This window comes from Aeromonas sp. Marseille-Q5825 (assembly GCF_946892685.1).
In the GTDB taxonomy this organism is placed as follows: Bacteria; Pseudomonadota; Gammaproteobacteria; order Enterobacterales; family Aeromonadaceae; genus Aeromonas; species Aeromonas rivipollensis.
In genome coordinates this window covers 359823-376527 of sequence record NZ_CAMPOU010000001.1, presented here as the reverse complement: position 1 = coordinate 376527, position 16705 = coordinate 359823, and the positions used below count along the sequence as shown (strand labels likewise).

At 62.5% G+C, this 16705-nt stretch carries 15 protein-coding genes and 9 tRNA genes; 18 read left to right on the top strand and 6 right to left on the bottom strand.

Translation table 11 applies throughout. The features are described from left to right. Positions 1 to 38: 38 nt before the first annotated feature. Genes OC537_RS01805 through hemA form a run of 5 tightly spaced genes read right to left on the bottom strand, consistent with a single transcriptional unit; the run spans position 39 to position 4515 of the window. Positions 39 to 839: a SirB1 family protein gene (locus OC537_RS01805; protein WP_234678165.1), complete on the bottom strand. Its 801-nt coding sequence runs from the start codon at positions 837 to 839 to the stop codon at positions 39 to 41. 11 nt (positions 840 to 850) lie between these two features. Continuing rightward, positions 851 to 1234 (bottom strand): SirB2 family protein, encoded by a 384-nt coding sequence (locus tag OC537_RS01800; protein WP_043133018.1) that lies wholly within the window; start codon positions 1232 to 1234, stop codon positions 851 to 853. A 42-nt stretch (positions 1235 to 1276) separates the two neighbouring features. Then, positions 1277 to 2110, bottom strand: a complete 834-nt coding sequence (prmC, locus tag OC537_RS01795) for a peptide chain release factor N(5)-glutamine methyltransferase (protein WP_262110539.1) — start codon at positions 2108 to 2110, stop codon at positions 1277 to 1279. Positions 2111 to 2115: 5 nt separating this feature from the next. Continuing rightward, entirely contained in the window at positions 2116 to 3204 is a 1089-nt protein-coding gene (prfA, locus tag OC537_RS01790) for a peptide chain release factor 1 (RefSeq protein WP_041205238.1), read from the bottom strand. Positions 3205 to 3255: 51 nt separating this feature from the next. Next, entirely contained in the window at positions 3256 to 4515 is a 1260-nt protein-coding gene (gene hemA / locus OC537_RS01785; RefSeq protein ID WP_106887525.1) for a glutamyl-tRNA reductase, read from the bottom strand. Between the two features lie 125 nt (positions 4516 to 4640). Here hemA and lolB point away from each other — a divergent pair, with 125 nt between their 5' ends. The 15 genes from lolB to OC537_RS01710 all read left to right on the top strand — a co-directional run bounded on the left by lolB (position 4641) and on the right by OC537_RS01710 (position 12502). Further along, the gene (gene lolB / locus OC537_RS01780; protein WP_162520188.1) at positions 4641 to 5219 is read left to right on the top strand and encodes a lipoprotein insertase outer membrane protein LolB; all 579 of its coding nucleotides are present in this window, start codon (positions 4641 to 4643) and stop codon (positions 5217 to 5219) included. Continuing rightward, a complete protein-coding gene (gene ispE / locus OC537_RS01775; protein WP_262108820.1) occupies positions 5216 to 6106 on the top strand; it encodes a 4-(cytidine 5'-diphospho)-2-C-methyl-D-erythritol kinase in 891 nt (296 codons plus the stop codon). Before lolB ends, ispE begins: the two co-directional genes overlap by 4 nt. After that, positions 6086 to 6160: transfer RNA gene (locus tag OC537_RS01770), tRNA-Gln, on the top strand. The genes ispE and OC537_RS01770 overlap by 21 nt, the downstream gene beginning before the upstream one ends. Positions 6161 to 6332: 172 nt before the next feature. Further along, positions 6333 to 7280, top strand: coding sequence for a ribose-phosphate pyrophosphokinase (locus OC537_RS01765; RefSeq protein ID WP_025326177.1), 948 nt, complete (start codon positions 6333 to 6335; stop codon positions 7278 to 7280). Between the two features lie 96 nt (positions 7281 to 7376). Beyond that, positions 7377 to 9395, top strand: coding sequence for a bifunctional metallophosphatase/5'-nucleotidase (locus tag OC537_RS01760; protein WP_262108817.1), 2019 nt, complete (start codon positions 7377 to 7379; stop codon positions 9393 to 9395). Between the two features lie 182 nt (positions 9396 to 9577). After that, positions 9578 to 10174: an aminoacyl-tRNA hydrolase gene (pth, locus tag OC537_RS01755; protein ID WP_025326175.1), complete on the top strand. Its 597-nt coding sequence runs from the start codon at positions 9578 to 9580 to the stop codon at positions 10172 to 10174. 94 nt (positions 10175 to 10268) lie between these two features. Continuing rightward, positions 10269 to 11360 carry a redox-regulated ATPase YchF gene (gene ychF, locus OC537_RS01750; protein WP_213345072.1) on the top strand — a complete coding sequence of 364 codons (1092 nt, stop codon included), beginning with the start codon at positions 10269 to 10271 and terminating at the stop codon, positions 11358 to 11360. Between the two features lie 235 nt (positions 11361 to 11595). Continuing rightward, a tRNA-Met gene (locus OC537_RS01745) sits at positions 11596 to 11672 on the top strand. A 13-nt stretch (positions 11673 to 11685) separates the two neighbouring features. Beyond that, a tRNA-Gln gene (locus tag OC537_RS01740) sits at positions 11686 to 11760 on the top strand. A 40-nt stretch (positions 11761 to 11800) separates the two neighbouring features. After that, positions 11801 to 11875, top strand: a tRNA-Gln gene (locus tag OC537_RS01735). A 35-nt stretch (positions 11876 to 11910) separates the two neighbouring features. Continuing rightward, a tRNA-Met gene (locus OC537_RS01730) sits at positions 11911 to 11987 on the top strand. A gap of 17 nt (positions 11988 to 12004) precedes the next feature. Next, positions 12005 to 12079, top strand: a tRNA-Gln gene (locus tag OC537_RS01725). Positions 12080 to 12126: 47 nt separating this feature from the next. Beyond that, a tRNA-Gln gene (locus OC537_RS01720) sits at positions 12127 to 12201 on the top strand. A gap of 132 nt (positions 12202 to 12333) precedes the next feature. After that, a tRNA-Met gene (locus OC537_RS01715) sits at positions 12334 to 12410 on the top strand. A gap of 8 nt (positions 12411 to 12418) precedes the next feature. After that, positions 12419 to 12502: transfer RNA gene (locus OC537_RS01710), tRNA-Leu, on the top strand. Positions 12503 to 12699: 197 nt separating this feature from the next. Here the strand turns inward: OC537_RS01710 and OC537_RS01705 are convergent. Beyond that, complete coding sequence (locus OC537_RS01705) at positions 12700 to 14532, bottom strand: SLC13 family permease (RefSeq protein ID WP_262108810.1); 1833 nt, start codon at positions 14530 to 14532, stop codon at positions 12700 to 12702. A gap of 280 nt (positions 14533 to 14812) precedes the next feature. On the opposite strand from OC537_RS01705, the gene yqfB reads away from it, so the two are divergent. From yqfB to OC537_RS01690, 3 genes are all read left to right on the top strand, one after another. Next, a complete protein-coding gene (gene yqfB / locus OC537_RS01700) occupies positions 14813 to 15145 on the top strand; it encodes a N(4)-acetylcytidine aminohydrolase (RefSeq protein ID WP_262108807.1) in 333 nt (110 codons plus the stop codon). Between the two features lie 87 nt (positions 15146 to 15232). Then, entirely contained in the window at positions 15233 to 16153 is a 921-nt protein-coding gene (locus OC537_RS01695) for an alpha/beta hydrolase (RefSeq protein WP_262108805.1), read from the top strand. Between the two features lie 61 nt (positions 16154 to 16214). Next, positions 16215 to 16595 carry a DUF1622 domain-containing protein gene (locus tag OC537_RS01690; protein ID WP_234569260.1) on the top strand — a complete coding sequence of 127 codons (381 nt, stop codon included), beginning with the start codon at positions 16215 to 16217 and terminating at the stop codon, positions 16593 to 16595. The last annotated feature ends 110 nt before the right edge of the window (positions 16596 to 16705 follow it).

Below are 16705 nucleotides of genomic sequence, written 5' to 3'. Positions count from 1 at the left end.
CTCAGCATCCTTAAGTGAAGAGGCTTCCCCAGACCCCCTCAATGGAGGGGCTTGGGGCTAAGATCCAGACTGGCCAGCTGGGTTTTCAGCACGTCGGCCACAGGATCGTCCGGGCATTGTTCAATAAAGTATTCAAAATCGTCGGCGGCGAAACGGGGGCAGTCGAGCTGCTCGTAGATGAAGCCCCTATCCCGCGTCTCCAGCGGATCTCCGGGCTTCATGCGCAGCAGCAGCTCGCTGCAGCGCAATGCTTCTGTCATGCGCTCCTCCCTCAGCAGGGCCCCCTTGCTGACGTTGAGCAGGCGTTCGATGATCTCCCACTGCCCGCAGGGCTGCAGATGGTCATCGCTTAAGGTCGCCAGGTTGCCGAGGGCGCCGCGCAGCAGCAGCTCGATGCGGTGCAGGCTCAGTTCGTCACCGTTGAAGGGGTCCACATAGACCTCCCCCTCCAGGCCGGCGAAGCTCACCAGGAAGTGGCCCGGGAAGCAGATCCCCTCCACATCCAGACCAATCTTGCGACCCAGCTGGATGATGAGGATGCCAAGGCTCACCGGTATGCCCTTGCGTTGTACCAGCACCTGGTTCAGGTCGCAGTTGGCGGCAGAGAAATAATCCTGCCAGTCGCCCCGAAACCCTAAGGTCTGGTAGAACCCCTGCAACAGCTGACGGCGCACCTCGTCACAGTCCCCTTCGACTATGGCCTCGTCCAGCCAGCTATCGAGACGGGCCAGCTCGGCCTCTCCCGCGCCGCCATGGCCCAGGATCTCATCGCTCACCGACAGTGCCAGTTCGGCCAGGTCGTGGGCCTCGAAGTCGGTCCACTCATCCACACGTATCATCGTCGTCATCCCTAACCGAACAGGTTGGCCTGCTTTTGCACCGCCAGCTTGGCGATAAAGAAGATCCACCCCAGGGCCCCCAGGAAGGCAAACCAGCGGATGCTGTTGCTGCGCGCCAGGCGCAGCGCCATCATGCCGAGGAAGGCCACCGCCAGCACGGCGCTCAGCTTCTCGCTGAGCCAGGGGATCCCATTGTTGAGGGGATTGAGATCCAGCACCATGCACAGCAGCACGCCGGAGAGCACCACCAGGCCATTGAGCCAGCCGCTGGCCTGCAGCACCCGGCCGTTACGGGCATGAATGGAGCCGGTTTGGGCCCAGTAAAAGCGCAGCATGAACATCAGCACGGCCCCGACAATCAGGGTAAGGTGCAGATGTTTGAGAACAACATACATATGGTTTCCTTGCACAGGGGCGGACAGTTCCGCCCGTCATCATCACGGCGCCAGACGACCCAGGGTCACCCGCTCGTTATCCCCATAATCCCGCACGGTTTCCACCTGGCAGTAGCCCTGTTGCAGCAGAAGCTGACGCACCAATGCCCCCTGCTCCCAACCGTGCTCCAGCAAGAGCCAGCCCCCCTGGCACAGATGGGCGGGGGCACCGGCCACTATCAGGCGAATGTCCGCCAGCCCCTGCTCGTCCGCCACCAGGGCGGAGCGGGGCTCGAAGCGCACGTCCCCCTCCTCCAGATGGGGATCCGCCCCGTCGATATAGGGCGGATTGGAGACGATCATCGCAAAACGTGGCGCATCCGACAGGGGCTCGAACCAGCTGCCGTCCCGCACTTCTATGGGCAACCCCAGGGCGGTGCTGTTGGCGCGGGCCAGGGCGGCGGCGTCCGGCATCCTGTCCACCGCCCATACATCGGCATCGGGTCGCTCGGACTTGAGCGCCAGCGCGATGGCGCCGGTGCCGGTGCCCAGATCCAGCAGGGCACAGGGGCCGGCAGGCAGGCGCGCCAGCGCCTGCTCCACCAGCACCTCGGTGTCGGGGCGCGGGATCAGGGTGGCCGGGCTCACCTTCAGCGGCAGGGACCAGAACTCCCGCTCGCCGATGAGGTGGGCGATGGGTTCACCGGCCAGCCGACGGTCAAGCCACCCTTGCAGGGTGGCCTGCTGGGCGGCATCGAGCTCGCGCTCCGGCCAGGTCATCAGGTAGCTACGCCGGCAACCCAGCAGATGGCAGAGCAGCGCATCGGCGTCGGCACGGGGGGATTCCCCAAAGGCCAGGGTCGCCATGATGTGGGCACGAGCCTGCTGGATCTGCATGGGCATTAGTTGCTCTCGGCCAGGGAGGCAAGCTGATCCGCCTGGTATTCCTGCACCAGGGGCGTGATGACGCAATCCAGATCCCCTTCGAGGATCTCCCCCAGCCGATAGAGAGTGAGGTTGATGCGGTGCTCGGAGAGGCGACCCTGGGGGTAGTTGTAGGTGCGGATACGCTCGGAGCGATCGCCTGAGCCCACCAGGTTGCGGCGGGTGCTCTGCTCGGCGGCGCGGTGACGCTCGTCCTCGGCCGCCTGCAGGCGGGCGGAGAGCACAGACATCGCCTTGGCGCGGTTCTTGTGCTGGGAGCGCTCGTCCTGGCACTCCACCACCAGGCCGGTGGGCAGGTGGGTGATGCGGATGGCGGAGTCGGTCTTGTTGACGTGCTGACCACCGGCCCCGGAGGCGCGGAAGGTGTCGATCTTCAGCTCGGAGGGGTTGATCTCGATCTGTTCGGCTTCCGGCACTTCCGGCAGCACGGCCACGGTACAGGCGGAGGTGTGCACCCGGCCCTGGGATTCGGTCTCGGGTACCCGCTGCACCCGGTGACCGCCGGACTCGAACTTGAGGCGGCCGTAGACGTGCTCGCCGTCCACCTTGGCGATCACCTCCTTGTAGCCACCGTGCTCGCCGTCGTTGCAGCTGACGATGGAGACGCGCCAGCCCTGGCGTTCGGCGTATCGGGAGTACATGCGGAACAGATCCCCTGCGAAGATGGCCGCCTCGTCGCCACCGGCGCCGGCACGGATCTCGAGATAGCAGTTGTTGTCATCCTTGGGGTCGCGCGGCAGCAGCATCACCTGCAGCGCCTGCTCCTGCTCCTCGAAGGTCGCCTTGGCGAGCGGCAGCTCCTCCTGCGCCATCTCGCGCAGGTCGGCGTCGTCCTCTTCCAGCATCATCTTGGTGGTCTCGAGGTTCTCCTCGGCCTGACGGAAGCGCTGGAAGGCGTGCACTATGTCTTCGAGCTGGGCATATTCCCGGGTCAGGGCACGGTATCTGTCCTGATCCGAGGCGACCCCGGGCTCGCCGAGCAGGGCCTGTACTTCTTCGTGGCGCTCGATGAGGCCTTCCAGCTTTCTGATCAATGACGGGTTCATAAATCTTGTGTTCTCGATGGAGGACGGGACAACCGGCAGGTTGCCCGAAAATTATGACTCTTGTGACAATCCCAGCACCTGACGTAGTTGGGACAGCTTGTGGGTGTCCCCCTGGGCTGCGGCCTGGCGCAGGGCCTGGGTCGGTGCGTGGATCAACTTGTTGGTGAGGCGGTGAGCCAGGGCCTTGAGGGCCTGCTCGGCATTCTCGCCCTGTTGCAGGGCCAGCAGGGCACGCTGCAACTCTTCATCTGCCACCTGTTGGGATTGGTGGCGATAATCGCGAATGAGGTCCACAGAGTGCTGGCTGCGGTACCAGCCCATGAAGTCGCCCTGCTCTTCCTGCACTATGAGCTCGGCCTCGGCGGCCGCCCGCTTGCGGGTCTCGAGGTTCTGCTCGATGATGCCCTGCAGGTCATCCACAGTGTAGAGATAGGCGTCGGAGAGCTCGTCCACCTCGGCTTCGATGTCCCGCGGCACGGCTATGTCCACCAGGAACATGGGCCTGAAACGGCGGGCCTTGAGGGCGCGTTCCACCATGCCCTTGCCGATGATGGGCAGGGGACTGGCGGTGGAGCTGATGACGATGTCCGCCTCGTGCAGGTAGTCCGGGATCTCTTCGAGCGTCATCACCTGGGCGCCGAACTCCTCGGCCAGCAGCTGGGCCCGCTGCAGGGTGCGGTTCGCCACCATCATCTGGGTGACGTTTTGCTCGCGCAGGTGGCGGGCCACCAGCTCTATGGTTTCGCCCGCCCCCACCAGCAGCACCTTGGTCTGGGAGAGATCGGAGAAGATGCGGCGGGCCAGGCTCACGGCGGCGAAGGCCACCGACACGGCGCTGGCGCCGATCTCGGTGTCGGTACGCACCCGTTTTGCCACCGAGAAGGATTTCTGGAACAGGCGCTCCAGGGATCCCTTCACCGCTTCCGCCTGCTGGGCGTGGGCGTAGGACTGCTTGATCTGCCCCAGGATCTGCGGCTCTCCCAGCACCAGGGAGTCGAGCCCGCAGGCGACCCGCATCAGGTGGCGCACCGCCTCCTCGTCCTGGTGGCGGTAGATGGCGGAGACCACCTCGCTCGCCTCCAGCTGGTGGAACCGCTGCAGCCAGCTCAGCACCTGCTCCCCCTGCCCTTGCTCCAGGCTGCAATACAGCTCGGTTCGATTGCAGGTGGAGACGATCACCGCCTCGCTGACACCGGGCTGTTCCACCAGCTCACGCAAGGCGCGATCGATGCAGTCCGGGCCAAATGCGACCCGTTCCCGCAAGGCGACACTGGCGGTGTTGTGGTTGATTCCGAGGGCAAGCAGACTCATGGGTGGGTGATGATCGTTTCGTGCACAGGGTATGAAGGCCGACAATTGTACGAGAAAGGGTAAGTCTTTAAAAGCGATACGGCCGCCCCTTATACTGTGGCAAATCTCTTATCCGGAGCACGACCTTGTTCTTGCGTATCTTCTCCCTCGCCTGCCTGCTGGTACTGGCCGGCTGTACCACCACTCAACCCCAGCGGGATCAGGTCAACTGGCAGCAGGAACGGGCCCGTCTCGAACAGCTGACCCACTGGGAGCTGTCGGGCAAGATGGCCATCATCACGGCCCGCCAGAAGGGCAGCGCCCGCCTCAACTGGCAGCAGAACGGCGACGACTATCGCCTCAACCTCACCAGCCTCATCGGCACCCATATTCTCGAGCTCTCCCGCAGCAAGGGGGAGATCACCCTGACCGACAACGAAGGCAAGGTGCACCAGAGCCAGGATGCCGAGGCCCTCGTCTATCAGCTCACCGGCTGGAATATTCCGGTCACCGGGCTGCCGGAGTGGATCAAGGGGCTGCCGGGTGAGGCCGAATTCGAGCTCAACCCCGACGCCAGCCTGGCCTCAGTGCGCGACGGCCAGTGGCAGATCGTCTATGGGGACTATCGGGATCAGGACAACTACCGGCTGCCGCACCTGCTGACCATGACGGGCCAGGGCAGCCGCCTCAAGTTGCAGATCAACCAATGGACCCTGGCGCCATGATGCAGGATACCATCCGGCAGGCGCCGATCCGCTGGCCGGCGCCGGCCAAGCTCAACCTCTTCCTGCACGTCAACGGCCGCCGTCCCGACGGCTATCACGAGCTGCAGACCCTGTTCATCTTCCTGGACCACGGCGACTGGCTGGAGTTTGACCCCCTGCCGGGAACCAGCCTGCTCACCCTGAGTCCTGCCATCCCCGGGGTGCCGGATGAACAGAATCTCATCATCCGTGCCGCCCGCCTGTTGCAGGGGAGGCTGCCAAGCCCGATGGGGGCCCATATCCGGCTGGAGAAGGTATTGCCCATGGGAGGCGGCATCGGCGGCGGCTCGTCTGACGCCGCCACCACCCTGGTGGCGCTGAATCATCTCTGGCAGGCAGGGCTCGGCGAAGACGAGCTGGCGGAACTCGGGGTGCAGCTGGGGGCCGACGTGCCCGTGTTCGTGCGCGGCCGGGCCGCCTTTGCGGAAGGGGTTGGCGAGAAGCTGCAACCGGTCGAGGTGCCGAGCGCCTGGTATCTGGTGCTCAAACCCGATTGTCATGTGGCAACGGCGGCGGTTTTTCAGGATCCCGAGCTGCCTCGCAACACCCCCAGGATGACATTGCACAACCTGCTGGAAGGGGTGTGGAAAAACGATTGCGAATTGCTGGTGAAAAAGCGCCACCCCGAGGTTGCCAATGCGCTCGGCTGGTTGCTAGAATACGCGCCGTCAAGAATGACGGGCACTGGCGCCTGCGTCTTTGCTCAATTTGAAGACGAAGTGGCTGCTCGGAAGGTGTTGGCAAGGGTGCCGGAAGGCTGGGATGGGTTTGTCGCCAAGGGCGAGAACATATCACCACTCTTCGCCACTTTGCAACAAGTCAGTGATTGGGGTATCGCCAAGCGGTAAGGCAGCGGGTTTTGATCTCGCCATTCCTAGGTTCGAATCCTAGTACCCCAGCCAATCTGGCATAATGGTGCCGAAGGTGACGGCTCTGCTGTCCAGCCGGGTAATCTGGCGCCACCATGAACTTCCAGAGACCTTGTCCGTTATCTTGATAAATCGTTTGCCCCCAAACGATACGGGTCTGAATCAGACTCCCCACATACTGGATGCAACCCCGAGGTTTCAAACCGTGCCTGACATGAAGCTGTTTGCTGGTAACGCAACGCCGGAACTAGCCCAGAAGATCGCAGATCGCCTGTTTATCAAACTCGGCAATGCTGCCGTAGGTCGCTTTAGCGACGGCGAGATCAGCGTACAGATCAATGAGAATGTACGCGGTGGCGATATCTTCATCATTCAATCCACCTGTGCCCCGACCAACGACAATTTGATGGAATTGATCGTCATGGTGGATGCACTGCGTCGTGCTTCAGCTGGCCGTATCACTGCCGTTATTCCCTACTTTGGTTATGCCCGTCAGGACCGCCGCGTCCGCTCCGCCCGTGTGCCCATCACCGCCAAGGTAGTCGCCGACTTCCTCTCCAGCGTGGGTGTGGATCGCGTGCTGACCGTTGACCTGCATGCCGAGCAAATCCAGGGCTTCTTCGATGTCCCCGTAGACAACGTGTTCGGCAGCCCTGTGTTGCTGGAAGACATGCTGTCCAAGAACCTCGAGTCTCCTGTTGTCGTATCGCCGGACATCGGCGGCGTGGTCCGTGCCCGTGCCATCGCCAAGCTGCTGGACGACACCGACATCGCCATCATCGACAAGCGTCGTCCCCGCCCGAACGTCTCCCAGGTCATGCACCTGATCGGCGACGTGGCCGGCCGTGACTGCGTCATCGTCGACGACATGATCGATACCGGCGGCACCCTGTGCAAGGCGGCCGAAGCGTTGAAAGAGCGTGGCGCCAAGCGCGTGTTCGCCTATGCGACCCACCCGGTCTTCTCCGGCACCGCCGTGGAAAACATCAAGAACTCGGTCATCGACGAGCTGATCATCACCGACTCCATCCCGCTCACCGCGGAGATGAAGGCGATCGGCAAGGTCAAGCAGCTGACGCTCTCCTCCGTGCTGGCCGAAGCCATCCGTCGTATCAGCAACGAAGAGTCCATCTCTGCCATGTTTGAGCATTGATAGACCCCGTTGTGACAAAAACCGCCAACTGGCGGTTTTTGTTTTTTCAAGCCTGGTCAAAGTAATGCCCTGCCCCCGCAGGTTAAGGATGTCCCCATGAAGTGCTTGCGTCTCCTCACTCTCCTCCCGCTGTGCGCCCTGCTCTCTGCCTGCCTGACCGGCCAGCAGGATCCGCCCTTCACCCTGACCCTGGCACACATGAACGACACCCACTCCCAGTTCGATCCGGTCAATGCCGAGCTGAAGGGGCCCCTCTTCGGCAAGCAGGGGGCAACCGACACCCTCTACACCCGCCTCGGCGGCTATCCCCGCCTGCTCACCATGACGAAAGTCTACCAGGCCGAGGCGCTCGCCAAGAACCAGCCACTGTTGCTGCTGCACGGCGGCGATGCCTGGCAGGGCAGCGGCTACTTCAAGCTCAACGAGGGGATGGCCAATGCCGAACTGCTGAGCCAGTTCGGCTTCGATGCCATGGCCCTTGGCAACCACGAGTTCGATCTCGACAACCAGAAGCTGGCCCGCTTCATCCAGGGGGTGAACTTCCCGGTGCTGGCCGCCAACCTGGACAGCCGCGACGATCCGGACCTGAGTCAGGCCAGCAACCTCAAGCCCTTCGTGGTCTATGCCTTCGATGGAAACCAGAAGAGCCCGGTCACCGATCTCGCCCACCTGCCCGCAGACAAGCAGCTGGTCGCCGTCATCGGGCTGGTGCTGGAGGACATGGCCAACATCTCCCCCAACGTCGGCAAGCTGCGCTTTGCCAAGGAGGTGGCCTCGGCCCAGGCCACGGTTGACCTGCTGCAGGCCAGGGGGATCAACCGGATAGTGGCCCTCACCCACATCGGCAACGCCCGGGATCTGGCGCTGGCGGCCAAGGTGAACGGCCTCGATGCCATCGTCGGCGGCCATTCCCACAGCCTGCTCGGTGACTTTAGCAACGTCGGCTGGGGCAAGACGGGGGAATACGCAGCGCTGGTCACCAATCCGGACGGTGTGGGCCTGACCTGCGTGGTGCAGGCGGGATCCTACGCCCAGGCCATCGGTCTGGCCCGGGTCAGCTTCGACGCCCAGGGCCGGGTCATCGCCTGCAAGGGTCAGAACCAGCTGCTGGCCAGCCGCGACTTCTTCGCCGATCCAGCCCGCCAGCAGAGGCTGGACAAGACTCGCAGCCAGCAGGCTGGCAAGTTCATCGACGCCCAGCCCAACCTGGTGACGGTGGATGAAGATCCGCGCCTGCGCGGCATCATCGACAGCCACTACAAACCGGCGCTGGAGCAGGCCTACGGCCCCGTCATCGGCACCCTTCCCGCGCCATTGCAAAATGCCCGCCGCCCCGGCGACAACGGCAGCGACAGCCACGGCTCCGACGTCGCGCCCCTGGTGGCGGAAGGCCAATATTATTGGGCCAACACCCCGCAGGTGCAGGCACTGACCGGCGGCCCTGTCGACTTCGCCCTGCTGGCGGTGGGAGGCGTGCGCGCCGACTTGCCCGCCGGTGAACTGCGGCAGGGGGAGGCGGCTCTCAGCCTGCTGCCGTTCAAGAACCCGCTCAGCGTACTGACCCTCTCCGGCGCCGAGGTGCGGGCCCTGCTGACCGAGACCATCACGGCCACCCTGCCCGCCAGCGCTCATGCGGGCAAGTTCCCCTATGGCGGCCATCTGCGTTACACCTTCAAGGAGACCGAAGCTGGCAAGGCGGGCCATCTGACCCGGTTGCAGTGGCAGACGGCCGAGGGTCAGTGGCAGGATCTGGTGAATGGACGGCGCTACCGGGTGGTGACCAACGCCTACAGCGCCAACGGCAACGACGGCTGGCAGGCCCTGGCACGGGCGCAGCGTCAGAGTGCCGACAGCCAGAGTGCCGAGCGCGTGGATCTCGCCTGGGTGGCGGGCCAGCTGACCGCCTTCCCGGTGCTGGCAGTGGCAAAGCGCGGCGAGCAGCTCAGCGCCGTCTATGGGCCGGGCAAGGCCCTCGACTGCAAGGCTGCCAACGTGGATTGCGGCACAGATGCGGCCTCGTTCGTGGACTATGTGCGCTATGCACGCCCCCTGGTGACCGCCCTGGATGAAGAGACGGTGACCCTGCTGCGTGCCGGTCAAGCCGACGTCCCCTGAGCCGCTGCGCCAAAACGGGCCAGGGCGAGGCCGTTTTTTGCGGCAGTTGGCACCCGGTTCCCGGGTTATTCCCTCCGGCTTGCCGAGCTTTGGTTGAGTGATCGCCAGTCGGCGGCTAGAATATTGCGTCCCATTGCCCCGGGCCATCCGCTCATGGCAAGTAGCGAGTGAAGACATCAAGCGTGACGCATCAAATCAAACTGATTGTCGGGCTGGGTAATCCCGGCCCCGAATACGCCAAGACCCGCCACAACGCGGGGGCCTGGTATGTGGAGCAGCTAGCCCGCTGGCACAATGTCAGCCTGCGCGAAGAGCCCAAGTTCTTCGGCCACACCGCCCGCATCCTGGTGGAGGGGCAGGATGTGCGGCTGCTCATCCCGAACACCTATATGAACCTCTCCGGCAAGGCGGTGGCGGCCCTGGCACGCTTCTACCAGATAGTCCCCGAAGAGATACTGGTGGCCCACGACGAACTGGATCTGCCCCCCGGCATCGCCAAGTTCAAGCAGGGCGGTGGCCACGGCGGCCACAACGGCCTCAAGGACATCATCGCCAGGATGGGCAACAACAATAACTTCTTCCGGCTGCGCCTCGGGATCGGTCATCCCGGTGCCAAGGAGCTGGTCGCCGGCTTCGTGCTGACCAAGGCACCCAGCAGTGAACAGAGCCTGATCGAGGCCGCACTGGATGAGTCCTTGCGCGCCACCGACATCCTGTTCAAGCAGGACATGACCAAGGCCATGAACCGGCTGCACAGCTTCAAGGCCGAGAAAGTCTGAATACAGATGCCTGACCTGGGTCAGGCTCGCACAATATGACAGGGCTGCCCGCGTGGCCCCCTCACACAGCATCCATCACGTAAGGTAACAATTCATGGGTTTTAAATGCGGTATCGTGGGCCTGCCCAATGTAGGCAAATCCACCCTGTTCAATGCGCTGACCAAGGCCGGCATCGAAGCCGCCAACTTCCCGTTCTGCACCATTGAGCCGAACACGGGTGTGGTCCCCATGCCGGATCCCCGCCTCGATCAGCTGGCGGCCATCATCAACCCCCAGCGCGTGGTGCCGACCACCATGGAGTTCGTGGACATCGCAGGCCTGGTAGCGGGCGCCTCCAAGGGTGAAGGCCTGGGCAACCAGTTCCTGGCCAACATCCGCGAGACCGAAGCCATAGGTCACGTGGTGCGCTGCTTCGAGGACGAGAACATCATCCACGTGGCGGGCAAGGTCTCCCCGGCCGATGACATCGAGGTGATCAATACCGAATTGGCCCTGTCGGATCTGGACGCCTGCGAGCGCGCCATCCACCGTCAGTCCAAGCGCGCCAAGGGCGGCGACAAGGATGCCAAGCTGGAAGTGGAAACCCTGGAAAAGATTCGGGTTGCCCTGGAAAACGGCCAGATGATCCGCGGCATGAAGCTGGACAAGGAAGAGCTGGCGGCCGTCAGCCACCTCAACTTCCTGACCTTGAAGCCAACCATGTACATCGCCAACGTGGCGGAAGATGGCTTCGACAACAACCCCTTCCTCGACAAGGTGCGTGAAATCGCCGCCGCCGAGAACGCCGTTGTGGTCGTGGTCTGCTGCGCCATCGAGGCAGACATCGCCGAGCTGGACGACGAAGATCGCGCCGAGTTCATGGCCGATCTGGGGATCGAAGAGCCGGGTCTGAACCGGGTGATCCGCTCAGGTTACGAGCTGCTCAACCTGCAGACCTACTTCACCGCAGGGGTGAAGGAAGTACGCGCCTGGACCATTCCGGTCGGCGCCACCGCCCCGCAGGCGGCGGGCAAGATCCACACCGACTTTGAAAAAGGCTTTATTCGCGCCCAGACCATCGCCTTCGACGACTTTATCACCTACAAGGGTGAGCAAGGCGCCAAGGAAGCGGGCAAGATGCGCGCCGAAGGGAAAGACTACATCGTCAAGGATGGCGATATCATGAACTTCCTGTTCAACGTCTAACCCCATGAGAGGCCAGCATTTGCTGGCCTCTTTGTTATGGGCACAGGTTGCGGATCTGCTGCCAAATGTCGCAAAAAAAACCAGATTGTTGGGCTTTTGCGCGACAGCGTCCAATAACTCGCCAAACGCACCCAAATTCGGTTTTTCTGGCAAAAAAAGGGTTGACGCCCCAGAGCCAGATACGCATAATTCCGGCCGCACAGTGATGAGGCAACGACTCACTGGAAGCACGGTTGGCTATGTAGCTCAGTTGGTTAGAGCATCGCACTCATAATGCGAGGGTCACAGGTTCGAATCCCGTCATAGCCACCATTAATCATTCAGTTGGGGTATCGCCAAGCGGTAAGGCAGCGGGTTTTGATCTCGCCATCCCTAGGTTCGAATCCTAGTACCCCAGCCATTTTTAAAGATGTTTGACAGTTTCTGTCAGTCATCGCTGTTGGGGTATCGCCAAGCGGTAAGGCAGCGGGTTTTGATCTCGCCATCCCTAGGTTCGAATCCTAGTACCCCAGCCATTTTTACTTGTACACGACAATGTCGGATACAAGACGGCTATGTAGCTCAGTTGGTTAGAGCATCGCACTCATAATGCGAGGGTCACAGGTTCGAATCCCGTCATAGCCACCATTTACAAGTTGTTCAGTTGGGGTATCGCCAAGCGGTAAGGCAGCGGGTTTTGATCTCGCCATCCCTAGGTTCGAATCCTAGTACCCCAGCCATTTTTAAAGTTCTTTGCCCGCCATTATTGACGGTTGAGGAACGCTGTTGGGGTATCGCCAAGCGGTAAGGCAGCGGGTTTTGATCTCGCCATCCCTAGGTTCGAATCCTAGTACCCCAGCCATTATTGCCTTTCATCGACCTTGTCGGTGATCGCTGTGGTAAACGTGAGAGGTCTTGATCTCGTCAACGTGCCTAGGTCCAAACCCTAGTACCCAGCCATTTTACTTGTACACGACAATGTCGGATACAAGACGGCTATGTAGCTCAGTTGGTTAGAGCATCGCACTCATAATGCGGGGGTCACAGGTTCGAATCCCGTCATAGCCACCATTAATATTGCGGAAGTGGCGAAATTGGTAGACGCACCAGATTTAGGTTCTGGCGCCCTAGGCGTGAGAGTTCGAGTCTCTCCTTCCGCACCATTAATAGCAGTACCAAACAGACCAGCTCATGCTGGTTTTTTTGTGCCTGGATTTCGGCCCTTGTCTCCTCTCCTTCCCTGCCGTTCTCCCTGCTCACTGGCTTGTCAGCCCAGGACCTTATCCCACAGTGTCAGGATTAATGGCCAATAAAAAGCGGCCCGTAGGCCGCTTGCACTCTTTGTCCCCCTCGAGCGCGCTCAGAACGGGAAGAACCAGGGAATGGCGATGACGCTCACCACCATCACCAGCAAGGTAAAGGGCACGCCGATGCGGATGAAATCCATGAACTTGTAGTTGCCGGGCCCGAGCACCAGGGTATTGACCGGTGAGGAGACCGGCGTCATGAAGGCCGCCGAGGCGGCGATGGCGATAGTCATGGCGAAGGGATAGGGAGAGACCCCCATCTGCTGGGCCGTACCGAGCGCAATGGGCGCCATCAGCACGGCGGTGGCGGTGTTGGAGATAAAGAGCCCGATGGCCGCGCAGAGCACGAACAGGCTGGCCAGCATGACACGGGGCCCCATCTCCCCCACCGCCGAGATCAGCCCGCCGACGATGAGATCCACCCCGCCGGTCTTCTGCAACGCCAGGGCAAAGGGCAGCATGCCGACGATCAGGATCAGGGTCGGCCAGTGGATGGACTTGTAGGCGCTCTCCATGTCGATGCAGCGGAACTTGCCCATCAGCAGGCAGGCGATGAGCGCCGCTATGACGTTGGGCACGGGCTCCGTCACCATCAGCCCTATCATGACTGCGAGGGCGATCAGGGCGTGAATGGCCTGGCTGCGAGCCGGCGCCATTTCGTCCACCTCGGCGGGCAGGCCGAGCAGCAGGAAGTCCCTGTGGTGGGTCTGCAACTGGCGAATGAGGCTCCAGTTGCCCACCACCAGCAGGCTGTCTCCCATCAGCAGCGGCTCATCCACCAGCTTGCCGGTGAGCGCCTCACCGTTGCGGCGGATCCCGACCACGCTCAGGCCGTAGCGGGAGCGAAACGCCACCTCGCGAATGCTCTTGCCAAGCAGACGGGACTCCGGAATGAGGGACACCTCGGCCATGCCCACCTCCCGCGCCTGATCCGAGAAGTACTCCCCGCGCAATATCATGGGTTCGAGCCGCGCCTCGCTGCAAAACTCCCGCACATCCACCTCGGGGTCGGACATGTCGATGAGCAGCACGTCTTTCGCCTGGAACTCGGTGACGCCGGAGACGGTGACCATCACCCGCCGAAACTTGCGCCAACGCTCCAGCCCGATGACGTTGGCCCCAAAGCGGGCACGCAGTTGCAGCTCGTCCAGGGTCTGGCCTATCAGGGGAGAATCGGGACGGATCGCCAGGCGGCGCGCCCGGCCGGCCAGGCGATAATCGCGGATGAGGTCGCGCATGGTGCTGCGCCCCGCCTGCTTGCCCTTACCCTCTTCCCCCTCGCGCACCAGACGGTTACGCATCAGCAGCATGTAGAGCACCCCCAGCCCGAGGATCAGCACCCCCATGGGGGTGAAACCGAAGAAGCCGAAGCCCTGGATGCCGTGGCGCATCAGCTCGCTGTTCACCACCATGTTGGGCGGCGTGGCCACCAGCGTCATCATGCCGCTGATGAGACCGGCAAAGCCCAGCGGCATCATCAGCCGTCCCGCCGGTATCCCCATCCGGTTCGCCACGCTCAGTACCACGGGGATGAAGATGGCCACCACCCCTGTGCTGCTCATCACGGCCCCCAGGGTCGCCACCGCCACCATCAGCAGCACCAGCAGCCGGGTCTCGCTGCTGCCTGCCACCTTCACCAGGGCATCCCCCACCTGATAGGCGATGCCGGTGCGCACCAACCCCTCCCCCACCACGAACAGGGCAGCGATCAGGATGACGTTGGGATCGCTGAACCCCGCCAGCGCCTCCGGCAGAGTCAGGGTGCCGCTCAACACGAACAGGATGATGATCAACAAGGCCACCACATCCATGCGCACCCTGTTGGTAATAAACAGGAAGATGGCGCCCACCAGCATGCTGAGCACCCAGATCAACTCGGAATTCACACTCGCTCCTTTCGTTCATGTCCGCCGGGCGGGGAACCGCGCCAGACGCCATCAGACCACAGCCAGTCCCCCTCCATTTTGTTACATATCAAGAAAGGGGAGCCCACATCATCGCACATTCGGGTTCACTTGCAGCCACTTTGCAGGGCAGAGCAAGTGCGCCAACTCACGCCACCCGCACGTCCGGGCGAAAAGTGCTGCGCGCCCTCCCCGGCACTCCTAAAATGGGCCCGCTGCGGCGTGATCCGCCCCCTGCCACCCCTTGTCCTTCGGAGAGAAAATGTCAGTTCACACCCCAACCTACCCGGAATTCACCTTCTTCGGCCGCTTCGTCGCCGACATCCAGTCCGGCCGCAAGACCATCACCATACGCGACGAGAGCGAAGCCAACTGGCAGCCCGGCCAGCGGCTCGCGCTCTTCACCAATCCGGAGCACCAGCCCTTTGGCACCATGGAGGTGCTCTCGGTCACGCCCCTGGCCTTCGATGACCTGACCGATGAGCACGCCCGCCAGGAGAACATGACCCTCACCGAGCTCAAAGCCGTCATCCGGGACATCTACCCCGCGCTGCCACCGCTCTATGTGATTGAATTCAAACTGATTGAAGCCTGATTTTGTGAGCTGCCTCAACTAACGCCGGTTGCGCTCTTGGACCAAAAGCGCACAATGCCTGTTTTTATATACAGTCAATGGGGCAGCATGAACACAGGACTCGAACCCGCAATCGCCGCCATGGTGGCGGAATTTGTTGCCGCTGGCAGACCCAGGGCCAGCGAGATGAGCTGGCAGGCGCGGCGGGAGGGCTACCTTGCCTCTGCCGTACTGGGCGGTGAGCGGGAAGAGGTGGGCACCATCGAAGAGTGGCAGGCCGATCACTACGCCATCCGCCGCTACCAACCCGTGGACATGCCGGATCCCGCTTATCCGGCGTTGATCTATTTCCACGGCGGCTGTTTCGTCAGCGGGGATTTCGAGACCCACGATCGCCAGATGCGGATGCTGTGCAACAGTGCCAATGCCCTGGTGTTTGCCGTCCACACCCGCCTAGCCCCCGAGCATACCTATCCTGCCGCCCATGACGATGCGCTGGCAGCGACCCTCGCCATCATGGCCGCGCTGCCGCAGTGGCGCGGCGATCCCGAACGGGTTGCACTCGCAGGCGACAGTGCCGGTGGCCATCTTGCCCTGATCACCAGCTTGCGGCTCAAGGAAGCTGGATCGGCACTGCCCGCCGCCCAGATCCTCATCTATCCCATGCTCGATGCCCTGGGAGAGAGCCAGAGCTATGGCGACCTTGGCGACGACTACCTCATCACCCGCGACATGCTGCTCAGCGGGTTTCAGGCCTATCTGGGCAGGCTGCCCGCCAGCCATCCCGAGGCGAGCCCGCTGCACCATCCTGATCTTGCGGGGCTGCCGCCCACCCACATCCTCACGGCCGAGTACGATCCCCTGCGTGACGAGGGAGAAGCCCTCTATGGCAAACTGCTACAAGCCGGTGTTGCCGCCAGCTGTCAGCGGCAGCTCGGGGTGATCCACGGCTTCTTCCAGCTGGCGGGCATCAGCCCTGCGGCCCGTCATGCCATTGCGCAGATCGCCATGCTGCTCAAGGGGCTCTGAGTTGGATCCGGCCCCCATGCTGTGTTAAAAGTGTCTCTTTTGAATCAGGGAGGTGATTCTAGTGTTTGAGATAGCGAGCCTGAAAGAGGGCATGATGCACGGGGTCGAGCTGTTCCAGCTGCTGCTGGAGATCATCTCCATCGCCTGCGTGGTGATAGGGCTTGGCAAGACCCTCTGGCTGGCGGCGCGGGTGCGGGATCACGAGCCCGGCTTTCCGCGCATTCGCCTCTGCTTCGGCAGCTGGCTCATCCTGGCGCTGGAGTTCCAGCTCGCCGCCGATATCCTGGCCACCACGGTCGCGCCGAGCAAGGAGGAGCTGATCCGCCTCGCCATCATCGCGGTGATCCGCACCTTCCTGAACTACTTCCTCGGCAAGGAGCTGGACGCCCAGGCCGAACGCCAGCAGGCACTCGGCGCCAAGCAGCCCGAGGCGACCCGATAAGGGCCACGCCGGCGGGTATGTGAGTACGCCGCCATCCCGACCGCCCCCTGGTTCGGGATGGCGCCTTTGTGACCCTGCCCGCAGTTTTGGCAATCGGCCAACAATGGAAC